We start from the raw sequence: 10,818 nt of genomic DNA on the forward strand, positions 1-10,818 counted from the left end.
GGGCAGGTCTTCACGTGTGGCGGCACGGGGGCTTGCACGGGACAGCGTGGCTATCACGGCACGTTCCGTCGGGAGACGGTCCAGGTGGGCGGGATGCCGCATGAGCAGCTCGTGTTCCGTGCGCCTGCAGGAATGGAATACCGTTATGGGCAGGCGGACACCTTTGCCAGCCCGCCGCGTCACCGATTGCTCTCAGTGACGGACGCCGCGGGCAATCGGGCAACGCTGGAGTACGGCGGGCCCGCAGAAGATGGAGAGGTGACGCGCGTCTACGAGGCCGGGGCACAGCGCTTCTTGCAGTTTGCGTACAAGCGCCTGCCGGGTGCACCCCGGGCTCTTTTGGCCAACGTGGAGTTGATGATGAACCCGTCTGCGCCGGCGCCCCTGCCGGCCGATGGGACGGCGACTTCGCTCGAGGTCTGTTTGCTGTTTGCGTACGACGCCCGCACGAACCTCGCGAGATCGAAGCGCCTGGATGGGTCTTGCGCGAACGCATCTGCTGAAGTGCTCCGGGAAGAGTCGTTCGCGTACCTGGACAGTATCGACGAGCGGTTGAACAGCAACCTCGTCGCATCCACGGATCCGAACGGAAACACGACGCGGTACGAGTACTACACCGCGTCGGATACCCTTCCTGGCGAGTCGGACTACCTGCGCTTTGGCGACAAGCGTGAGCGGGTGAAGCGCGTCCTGGAGCCGGAAGGCGCCACGACGGAGTTCGTCTACACGCTTCAGCCCAACACGCAGCCCATCTTCGGTCAGCCCGTAAGGACCTATGCGACGCGGGTGAAAGGGCCAAGGCCGGACGTTCCGGAGACGGTGTACCGGCTGAACCCGTACGGCTCAGCGGCGCAGGTGGAGCGTCCGCTGAGCGGAGCGGCGGTTGCTCGGACCCGCACCGCCTGGGATGTCACGCACATCCGCAAGGCGAGCGAGGAGGACGCACGCGGCCGCGTGACGCGGTTCCGCTACGACGACTTTGGCAACATGGTGGAGCGCAGGACAGAGACGCCGGTGCTTGGGCCATCAGGCGAGGACCTGGTGGGGACGGAGCCCGTGCGTGACGCAGAAGGGCAGCCCGTGCCCGCGGTGGTGGAGCGCTGGGCATTCGATGCATCGTTCAGCGCACCGATCTGTCGCATTGACGCGGAAGGACGGGTGACTCGAATCACCGTGGATTCGTCCGGGACAGACCCCAGGACGGTGACACCTATTGGGACGGGCCTTCCATTGGAGACCCGCGCCTTGGCCACACCCGTTGCCAGTTCCGCGCTTCTCGGAGAGGCGGGCTGCCTCGAATTGGCCGCCACGGTGATGACGTCACCCCAGGACATCGTGACGAGCCAGCGGTATTGCCAGGTGGGCGGTGGTAGTTGCCCAATGGGCGCGCAGAAGGGAGACGTGTCGGCGGTTATCGACGGGAATGGGAATGCCGTCGCCATTCTCGCGTATGACGCATCTGGCCATGCGACGCAAAAGCGGACGCCGACGTCCGACGGAAGATTCATTGAGACAACGTCTGGGTATGATGCGCGCGGCCGTCTGGAGGATGAGTCGGACACGCTGGGGCACAAGACGCACCGAGTGTTCGATGGGCTGGACCGCATGGTGCGCAGCGAGCGACGCAACAGCAAGGGCCTGGGCCTGACGGAAGAGTACCAGTACTACGCTGGCGGGCAGGTGAAGGTCGAGACGAATGGTCTGGGCCTTACTCGCCAGGTTGTTCTGGACGGCCTCAACCGAACCAAGGATGTGACGGAGTCCGGAGGAAACCTCACTACGGCACTGCAGACGTCCTACCTCTACGACGAGACCAGCAACAGGACCGAGGTGGTGGACCGGCGCGGAGTCGCGACACAGACGGCGTATGACTTCTCCGATCGGCCGACGACAGTGACGGTGGCGGTGCGGGACGCAGCTCGCTTCCAGGCTCAGAGTGGTGCGTCCACGCAGGTGGGTCTTTCCGGCATGGTGGCCCGCTATGGCTATGACGCCGCAGGCAACCGTGTCTGGGATGAGGACAAACACGGCTTCCGGACAGAGTCCCGGCTGGACTCGCTGTACCGCGTGGTGGGCATGCGGACGCCCGAGGTACCGTCCGAGTCTCTTACGACGTCTGCCCTGCGACGGTACGAGGTAACGCGGCGCTATGACCGGGCGGGGAACCTCCTTTCGGAAACGGACGGCAACAGCCACACGACGACGTACGCGTATGACTTCGCCAACCGGCGCACCTCCACCGTGGACGCGGTGGACCGGGAGGAGCGCCGCGAGTACGACGGCAACGACAACGTCACCCTGGTGGAGAACCGGCAGGGCTCGACGGTGCACCTGGCGCGCGCTACCACGTATGACGGCCTCAACCGCCCCTTGGTGGTGACGGAGACAGTGGCGAGAAGCGAGGGAGCCACGCCCGCGGCGTGGACGTACACGCAGACGAGTCGCTATGACGACGCGCAGCACCGGATACACACGCGCGACAGGCGTGGCTTCGTCACCACTGTGGAGTTGGATGATTTGGACCGCGTCCTCACCCAGGTGGTGGATGATGGTGCCGCGCCGCTAACGCGAAGCCCTGACGACGCGCGTGCGGGGCCCGCCCTCGGGCTCCTCGCTCAGTTTGAGTACGACGCTAACGGCAATCGAAATGCTGTGGTGGATGCACTGGGCCGCCGCACGGAGGAGGTCTTCGATGGCCTCAACCGCCGCACCTTGCGCCAACTCCCCATGGGCGTGACGGAGTCCTTCACCTATGACGGAGAGGGACACGTCATCGTCCAAGTGGACGGGCGCGGAATTCAGCGGAAGGCCTCCTTCGATGTGCTGGGACGTCCGACGCGAGACGTGCTGGTGGAGAGCCTCTCCGCAGGCGGGCAGGAGTTGACGCGCACGGCGCGGACCTACGTCGACGTCCCCAATGCTGGCCTTGTCCAGGTGGAAGAAGCGGACGCGCGAAGCCACGTGACGCGGCGGTACCTCGATGCGCTGGGCCGCGAGGTGCGGACGGTGGACGCCCTCGACCACGCGAGGGACGCCCGCTTCGACTACGTCAACAAGCGCGAGGAGAGGGACAGGAAGGGCTACGTCACGACATACGCGTATGACGCCGCCAACCGGCTGCGCTTCCAGCGGGACTTCGATTTGTTGTCCACGTCTGTCGCCTATACGCAGAGTCATGAGTACGACGACGTGGCAAAGACACAGACGCTGCGCGACAGGCGCGGCGTCGCGACGGAAGTGCGCTACGCGGACGGCCTGGGCCGTGAGGAGCGCACCGTCCGGAGCGATGGGGCGGACACGCAAACCCGCGAGACGCGGTACGACGCCACCGGCCACGCCACACGGGTGACGGACGCCAACGGACACGTCACCGAGTCCGTGTATGACGGTGTGGGCCGGCTTCTTGAGTCGACGCAGGGCCTCGGGACGGCGGAGGCCGCGCGCGCCACCTCGAAGTACGACGCGGTGGGCAACGTGCTGGAGGTGAAGAGTGCCCGGGAGACGGGTGTGGCGTACGACGTGCGCCACACATACGACGACTTGAACCGGGCGGTGCGCAGCGAGGATGCGCTGGGCCATGTGACGTCGCGGGCCTTCGACGCGGCTGGCAACAAGGAGTGCGAGAAGCGGCCGCTGGGCGGCGCGACGCTGGCGCATGGCGCGGCGGGCGGGCTGGACGGGGCGGCGGTGAGGTCTCATGCCTGTACGGGCAGCTTCGTCACGCGATACGCGTACGACGAGGAAGGCAAGCTGCTGTCTGTGGAGGACGCGCTGGAAGGCGTCTATTCCTTTGTCTACGACGCGCAGCGCAACCTGGTAGCGAAGCAGGATGCCAACGGCAACCTGACGACGTATGCCTATGACGACCTCAATCGCAGAACGGATGAGTACCAGCACCTCGACGCGCATGCGCGGCTGACGCCTCAGCAGCGCGGCAGCGTGCCGGGCTCGGAAGGCGCGAATACGCTGCACTGGCATACGGGCTATGACGCCGAAGGGAATGTCTCCTCGCGACAGGACGCGGAAGGCCAGCTGACGCTGGAGACGCATGGCGTCCTCCACCGGCTTGAGACGCGGACGTACCTGAGCCACAAGCAGCCACGCGAATTACCCTCGGTGGACAGCGAGGAGTACGACTACGACGGCAATGGCAGCGTGACGTCGGTGGTGGAGACGAAGCAGGCCTTGTCGGGCACGGTGGTGGAAACCACGGTGCGCACCTTCGACGGGTTGAACAGGTTGAAGGAGGAGCTGCGTTATGACGGCAAGCGCGTCGACTATGGGTACGACGCGAAGGGTAACCGCCAGCAGGTGGAGGATGCGGATGGTGTAGCCACCGTGTACGTCTACGACGCGCTGGACAGGGTGCGCACCGCGACCCTGGGGGCGGCTGTCACCACGTACGCATATTGGCCAGACGGACTGCTGAAGGGCACCAACTACCCCAACGGAGTCGAGGAGCGACGCTGCTACGACACGGCGGGGCGCCTCACGGACGTCGTCACCGCCAAGGGGGCCATTTCGGACGCCTGCGACACGTCTGCTGCCGTGGTGAGTCGGTATGGCTACGGCTACGACGCCAACAGCAACCGGTCGTCTCAGACGGAGCAGCGTACCAGCCCCACCACGCAGGCGCTGGGCGCGGCCGAGTCCACGACATACGGGTATGACGCCTTGGACAGGCTGGTGGGTGTGAAGTATCCGGAGGGCCAGGCGACGCTGTACCGGCCAGATGCGGTGGGCAACCGCCTGGGCGAGAGGAAGGCGCCGGCCTCGGCCGTGGCGGCCCTCACCGCGGCAGCATTCTTCGCTCTGTCACCTGCGGACATGCTGGCAGACGTCACAGTGGCCTTCGACAGGGCGGACCGGGCGCTGTCGCAGACGGACACGAAGGACGCCTCGCGCAATGTGACGTTGGGTTGGGACAACAACGGCAACCTCGTCACTCGGCAGAAGCAGGGCATCACGCGGCAGCTGACGTGGGACATCCGCAACACTCTGACGGCGGTGTACGCGGGCGGTGTGGAGGTGGGGCGGTATGACTACGACGCCAACCTGCAGCGCACGAAGCGGCGCACGGCAACGGAGAACGTGGAGTACGTGCTGGACGACGCATTCGTGCTGCAGGAGGTCGACGCCTATCAGTCGAGCCACCCAACGAGGCGACGCTACCACTATGGCAAGGGGCCGCTGGCCGTCAGCGAGGTGGCAAGCAGCACCACGACAAACTTCCTCGGCACGGATGCGCTGGGAAGTGTGACGGATGCCCTGTCCACCGGCGGTAGTGTGGTGGCTGCTCGCCAGTACGATGCCTGGGGAAACCACCGCAGTGGCACGGAGCCTTCGGAGTGGGATTTCAAGCTTGGCTACACGGGGCACCAGTACGACTCGGAGACGGGCCTCACTTATGCCCGAGCCCGGTACTACGACTCGGAGCTTGGCATCTTCATCAGCCGCGATTCGTATGAGGGTAAGCTGGACGATGCGCTCAGCCTGCATAGGTACGCATATGCCCATCTCAATCCGCTGCGGTACGTGGACCCGAGTGGGCAATGCGTGTGGACATCAGAATGCTGGCTGCGTCTCGCAGAGGAAGTTCGACGCGGTGTTGTGGGGACTGCGTACGCCGTGGCGAATGAGGCGCACTATGTCTATCGTGATACTCGTCAGAACTTGGGTCTGGAGCCGATTGGTCCCATTGAGGCCCCCTACCGGATGTCGGAGCCAGAGCCCAAGGCAATCGAAATTGCGGAGTTCAACGACTTCAGATCTCAGTGGCAATCGGAGCTTCAGGGCCCACGTAGTCGGTGGACTTCGGATGGTCGCTACATCAATGCATTGGACTCGGCAGAGTCAAAGGCGTCTCGCGACCACAATCGACAGGTGGAGCATGCTATCCAGGGGACCGAAGCAGGCGCGCGAGTTGTATTGGCCGTCTCGCTAGAACTCCTGAAAGCCGAAGCGGGTGGAGTCGTTGCGAGCAGGGTGCTCGGCCGAGGGGCAGCGATAGCGCTAGAGGATGTTGCCACGGGAGCGACGGCGCTAAGTGGGCCAGCGAGTGTCGCGCACCGGGGGAAGCTTGCGGCCGAAGGAACGGCGGTCACTAAGGAGAGCGTCATGAGGGCCCTTCGCCAAAGTGGTAGCGTGGAAGGAGCTGCAACCGCGAAGCTCATCAAGCGAAAGAACGTGGAGCTTCGGCTGTTCCTCAAGGATCCATCAGGGAAAGGAAATGCCGGAATCCAGCCGTATGGTACGAATGAACTCCATGTTTATGCGCCAAGAAGTCCGACCGAGGCGGCAGGTGTGGCTACGCATGAGGCGAAGCATTACTTGCAGAGACTGACGCCATCGACATACACGCGGCGGCATGAATTTGAGGCGTACAAGTGGCAGTCCAGAGTTGATCGCAAAGCGTTGTCGATGGATGAAGATATATGGCGTCAGATTAATACCCAGAAGGCTTATCAGAATGTGCCTCCAGGAGAAATGCCATGAATCAGAGCGACGGTTCTTGGGAGGAGACTCCACGATGTCGGCAGTGCAATGGGGAGCTGAAGCTTGTTAAGGCGGAAGGTCCCGTGGAGACGTATCGATGTGTGTCTTGCGGTTTTGAAGTGGTCGGCGTGGTGACCCCTCGGCTTGATGAATTTATCAAGTCCCTTGGTCCGCGAGGAAAGCTGCGGGTGCGCTGGGGCGGGAAGGTGGCAGGAGCAAAAGAGACGCACGCATTGCGTCAACTAGCGCCCGACCTCCAGGCTAAGTCTGTTCCGGAAGCCCTGGCTCTGCTGAGAGTCAAGAACGAATGGGTTTTTGAGGAGATTACTCGAAGCCAGGCCAAGGATCTGGAACAGAAGGCGACAGCCCTGGGACTGGAATCCAGCATGGAGTTTCCAGACGCCCAATGAACTGGAGAAGGAACAGCTTCTGACAGCGGGGACCGATTGAGCCGATCCCTCTCTGCCAACGTGAGTGAGGCAGCTCGTAGGTCAAGTCCCGAATAGTGTGTGGTTGGTCGGGAGGGGTACGGGGACGCAAGGAAGAACAGGTGATTCGATGTCCCGAGCAAAGCTGTTAATACTTGAGGCGGAGAAGAAGTATGAGGAAGGCGACTTTTCTGGCGCTAAGGACGCCTATCCTCAGTGGTCACCGAAAACCGGCCAATGAAGGTCCCCTGAAAAGCGGCCAATGGGGAGGGCCGAGACGTTGACGCCCGGGTAGGACGTGGAGTCCGCCCGGGGGATGGGCAACGTCTTGAGCGACGAGAAGCAGCAGCAGGTCTTCGCTCTGGGGCGGTTGGGTTGGAGTCTGAGGCGCATCGAGGACGCGACGGGGGTGCGCCGTGAGACGGCCAGCGGCTACCTGAGGGCCGCGGGCGTGGGCATCCGGCCGCCGCGCCGCTGGGGTAAGTCAAAACCGGCCAATGAGGGGACCACCGAGGTGAGCGAGCCGGAGGCCGAGGGTGCCGGAGCAAAACCGGCCAATGAGGGGACCACCGACTCCATGCCGCGCGGCCGGGCCGGAGTCCGGCACATGTCGGCGAGCATCGTCGCGCCCTACGTCGAGTTGGTGCGGCAGCGGCTGGAGGTGGGCCGCAACGGGCGCGCCATCTACGAGGAGCTCGTCGACACGCAGGGCTACACGGGCAGCTACACTTCCGGGCTCAATGGATGCTCGCGCATCCGCGAACCGTCCTCTTCGAGGCCCGTCCGTTCAACTGGCTTCGCGGCTACCCCAGCAGCAGCCCTACCAAAGAGCAGCCTCCTCATGCTGCGATGAGGGGAACCCTCAGCCTTTCAACATTAAGCGGATTTCCAGAAGGTCATGGCTGGCGAAGAGGAGACTCTCATCCTGGGGAGCGACCATGAAATCGAGCAGTATGTCATAGAGAATTATCTCAATGGTGGGCGGTGATTCATGGGGAATGATTATGCTCGGGTTCTTGAAGGGCTGCTTGCGTCTGCGCGGTTTCTCAATGGTGGCGAGATTCCCGAGTTTTTGCAGGCGGCAGATCAGCGCTGCGGTAGGGGCAGGTTGCGTCAGGCGCTGACTGCTATTCTTGGTTGGCTCCGCTATATTGGGCGAGGTGGACGAGAGAAGGATGCCAAGAAGTTTGAAAGCACAGAGGGGAGGAGGGCGGCACCGTTCGAAGCAGTTTCGATGCTCTTGGATGGTGATGGTTTGTTTTCGGAATTATTTGAGTTGAATGGGTCTCTCCTTATGTGGCGATCATCGATTCCTGAGTCTGAACGGGTTCTTATCGTGAAGGAGATTGCTGAGAAGTGGGTGTCCCCAATTCGTGTTTAGGAATACATGCGGGATTTCGAACGGGCCTATTACGGGGGGGCGCGGCTTACGACTACGTCCCCGTGCTACCTTCCGCGCCCCATGAAGCGGACCGTCCTCATCGGTAGCCTCCTCCTGGCTCCGGCCTGTGCCACCACGTCGCGTGAGCCCGTCTCCGTCGCGGAGTCCTACGCCCGCGCCCTGGACGAAGGCCGCCTCCAGGACGCCTACGCCCTCACCACCGATGGTCCGGAAGGGCAGGTCGCCTTCCTGGAGCGCTACTCCGACGAGACCACCCGCCGCGAACGTGCCGCCGCCGTCCGTGCTGGCGCCGCCGTCCTCGAAGCCCGCGCTCCCTCCCTGACCCTCGCTCGTACCGGCGAAGACTGGCGCATCGTCGAAGCCCGTCCCGCCGATGTCCCCCGTGCCGCCCTCCGGCGCTTCCTGGATGCCTCCGACGCGAAGGACTGGAAGACGGCCTGGAGCCTGCTCGCCGCGCCCCTGCGTGCCCGCTACACCCCCGAGCGACTCCGCGAGGACTTTGATCGCGACCCCCTCGCCAAGGAGCGCCTGCGCCGCGCCCGGCTCGCTCTCAATACGCACGTCCGAGTCGGCGCCGGTGAGGCCGTCTTCCCCATTGGCGACGAGCGGGCCGTCCTCCTGGTCCTCGAGGACGGCGAATACCGGCTCTCCGCGCTCGAATAGGCCCGCTGACCCCGACACGCAGTGTCCCTGATAGACACCTTCAGCCCGCCAACACCCTCCAGCCCTCCAGGCCGTCGCCAGGGTGCGTCCGCGTCCACCCAGCGTTAAACGACGTTGACAGTCCCCCCGGGGCTGGCATGTTCCGCGCCCGCTGAGGGGCGCCCAAGCGCCCGTTTTCCAAAGGTTTCAGGTGTCCCGATGAGCGTTACCGAGGCCAGCATCCTCGCGGCGATGTCCAAGGTGATCGATCCCGAGTTGCACGTGGATCTGGTGAAGGCGGGGATGGTGAAGGACATCCGCGTCAGCGGCGACACGGTCAAACTCAAGATCGAGCTCACCACGCCCGCCTGCCCCATGAAGGGGAAGATCCAGGCCGACTCCGAGGCCGCGCTCAAGGCCGTCCCCGGCCTCAAGTCCTTCGACATCGAGTGGGGCGCCCAGGTCCGCTCCTCCGGCGGCGGCGCTCCGTCCCCCGGCGGCCTGCTCCCCAAGGTGAAGAACATCATCCTCGTCGGCGCCGGAAAGGGCGGGGTGGGCAAGAGCACCGTCGCCGTCAACCTCGCCGCCGCCCTCGCTCAGCATGGCGCCAAGGTCGGCCTGCTCGACGCCGACTTCTACGGCCCCTCCATCCCCCTCATGACGGGCCTGGGCGAGAAGAAGCCGGTCAGCCCCGACGGCAAGTCGCTGGATCCGCTCATCGCCCACGGCATGAAGGTCATGTCCATCGGCTTCCTCGTGGAGGCCGACCAGGCCCTCATCTGGCGCGGTCCCATGCTCCACGGCGCCCTCATGCAGTTGGTGCGCGACGTGAACTGGGGCGAGCTCGACTACCTCGTGCTCGACCTGCCCCCGGGCACCGGTGACGTGGCCCTGTCGCTCTCCCAGTCCATCCGCGCCGCGGGTGCCGTGCTCGTCACGACGCCGCAGGACGTGGCCCTGGCCGACGTCGTCCGCGCCAAGCAGATGTTCGACAAGGTCCACATCCCCGTGCTGGGCATCGTGGAGAACATGTCCCAGTTCGTCTGCCCGAACTGCTCGCACGTCACCCCCATCTTCAACCACGGCGGGGGCCGGAAGGCCGCGGAGATGTTCGGCATTCCGTTCCTCGGAGAGGTTCCGCTGGACTTGAAGGTGCGTGTCTCGGGAGACTCGGGCGTACCGGTGGTCATCGGCGCCAAGGACAGCCTGGAGGCCAAGGCCTTCCAGGAGGTCGCTCGCAACATCGCGGGTCGAGTGTCCGCACAGGGCGCCAAGAGCATGCCGCTGCCGGTGGTGCAGGCCCGCTGACAACCACCCAGGAGACGCTGCATGCCCCCAGTCGGCAATGACGACTACCCCGACGACCCGTTGATCGATGAGGACCGTTCCGGCCGCGAAGGCCGCTCCGGTCCCGCGGGCTTCGTTCCGGAGTTCGTCCGTCGCATGGCCGTCGCCGGCCTGGGCGCCCTCTTCATGACCGAGGAGGGCATCCGCAACCTGGCGGGGCAGCTCAAGCTCCCCAAGGAAGCCCTCGGCTTCATCCTCTCCCAGGCGGAGAAGACCAAGGACGAGGTCACCGGCGCCATCACCGAGGAACTCCGCCGCTTCCTCCAGTCCGAGAAGCTCCGCGACGAGTTCCTCAAGCTCGTCTCCGGCATGACGCTGGAGATCAAGGCCCAGGTCCGACTCGTCCCGCCCGACAAGGCGGAGAAGATGGGCGCCGACGAGCCCGAGAACACCGAGCCGCGCCCCAAGAAGGAGAAGACCGCCGCCCCCACCGCGCGCGTCGTCATCTCCGAACTCAACGCCCGCCGCCCCGGCTCCAAGCGTTCCAAGAAGGAGTAGTGGTGG

Annotated in this window: 7 protein-coding genes; all 7 read left to right on the top strand. The window is 64.6% G+C overall.

Annotated features, from left to right (window positions below; genetic code table 11):
- The first annotated feature begins 132 nt into the window (after positions 1-132).
- The 7 genes from HR086_RS39545 to HR086_RS39575 all read left to right on the top strand — a co-directional run bounded on the left by HR086_RS39545 (position 133) and on the right by HR086_RS39575 (position 10,812).
- A complete protein-coding gene (locus HR086_RS39545) occupies positions 133-6,495 on the top strand; it encodes an RHS repeat domain-containing protein (protein ID WP_217442129.1) in 6,363 nt (2,120 codons plus the stop codon).
- Positions 6,492-6,905, top strand: coding sequence for a hypothetical protein (locus tag HR086_RS39550; protein WP_174468199.1), 414 nt, complete (start codon positions 6,492-6,494; stop codon positions 6,903-6,905). The genes HR086_RS39545 and HR086_RS39550 overlap by 4 nt, the downstream gene beginning before the upstream one ends.
- 334 nt (positions 6,906-7,239) lie before the next feature.
- Complete coding sequence (locus HR086_RS39555; protein WP_174468200.1) at positions 7,240-7,776, top strand: hypothetical protein; 537 nt, start codon at positions 7,240-7,242, stop codon at positions 7,774-7,776.
- A 138-nt stretch (positions 7,777-7,914) separates the two neighbouring features.
- Complete coding sequence (locus HR086_RS39560; protein WP_174468201.1) at positions 7,915-8,304, top strand: hypothetical protein; 390 nt, start codon at positions 7,915-7,917, stop codon at positions 8,302-8,304.
- 81 nt (positions 8,305-8,385) lie between these two features.
- Positions 8,386-8,988, top strand: a complete 603-nt coding sequence (locus tag HR086_RS39565; RefSeq protein WP_174459123.1) for a hypothetical protein — start codon at positions 8,386-8,388, stop codon at positions 8,986-8,988.
- Between the two features lie 198 nt (positions 8,989-9,186).
- Entirely contained in the window at positions 9,187-10,275 is a 1,089-nt protein-coding gene (locus HR086_RS39570; RefSeq protein ID WP_141644383.1) for an Mrp/NBP35 family ATP-binding protein, read from the top strand.
- 21 nt (positions 10,276-10,296) lie between these two features.
- Positions 10,297-10,812 carry a hypothetical protein gene (locus tag HR086_RS39575; protein WP_174463831.1) on the top strand — a complete coding sequence of 172 codons (516 nt, stop codon included), beginning with the start codon at positions 10,297-10,299 and terminating at the stop codon, positions 10,810-10,812.
- Positions 10,813-10,818 lie beyond the last annotated feature (6 nt).

Source organism: Myxococcus sp. CA039A, assembly GCF_013336645.1.
GTDB lineage: Bacteria > Myxococcota > Myxococcia > Myxococcales > Myxococcaceae > Myxococcus > Myxococcus llanfairpwllgwyngyllgogerychwyrndrobwllllantysiliogogogochensis.

What these genes read in the sequence shown, in the direction of transcription:
- HR086_RS39545 (WP_217442129.1), top strand. Translation starts at nt 133, where the DNA reads ATGGAATACCGTTATGGGCAGGCGGACACCTTTGCCAGCCCGCCGCGT.
- HR086_RS39550 (WP_174468199.1), top strand. Translation starts at nt 6,492, where the DNA reads ATGAATCAGAGCGACGGTTCTTGGGAGGAGACTCCACGATGTCGGCAG.
- HR086_RS39555 (WP_174468200.1), top strand. Translation starts at nt 7,240, where the DNA reads ATGGGCAACGTCTTGAGCGACGAGAAGCAGCAGCAGGTCTTCGCTCTG.
- HR086_RS39560 (WP_174468201.1), top strand. Translation starts at nt 7,915, where the DNA reads ATGGGGAATGATTATGCTCGGGTTCTTGAAGGGCTGCTTGCGTCTGCG.
- HR086_RS39565 (WP_174459123.1), top strand. Translation starts at nt 8,386, where the DNA reads ATGAAGCGGACCGTCCTCATCGGTAGCCTCCTCCTGGCTCCGGCCTGT.
- HR086_RS39570 (WP_141644383.1), top strand. Translation starts at nt 9,187, where the DNA reads ATGAGCGTTACCGAGGCCAGCATCCTCGCGGCGATGTCCAAGGTGATC.
- HR086_RS39575 (WP_174463831.1), top strand. Translation starts at nt 10,297, where the DNA reads ATGCCCCCAGTCGGCAATGACGACTACCCCGACGACCCGTTGATCGAT.